Below are 231 nucleotides of genomic sequence, written 5' to 3' on the forward strand. Positions count from 1 at the left end.
TAATGTAAATAATTCCTTTAGCTATCGCAACTAAGGCAGTTGTCCAAGCTCCAGTCTTATCAACCGTCAACAGGTCGTTAGTTACAATGGCTGGATAAAGCATGATAATAACCACTAAAATCAATCCCTGAAGGACAGCAGCAATATAGAGCTTAAAGAAACCGAGGCAGATCGGGCGTAAGCTATCCACCATGTAACAAGCGACAATAATTTTAGCGATTCCCTTATACG

General features: G+C 40.7%; 1 pseudogene. It reads right to left on the reverse strand.

Features of this window, described 5'->3' with window-relative positions:
• A pseudogene (locus CBI42_RS12130) lies at positions 1 to 231 on the reverse strand (hypothetical protein); the annotation flags it as partial.

It is taken from the genome of Streptococcus sp. KR (assembly GCF_002238115.1).
Lineage (GTDB): Bacteria > Bacillota > Bacilli > Lactobacillales > Streptococcaceae > Streptococcus.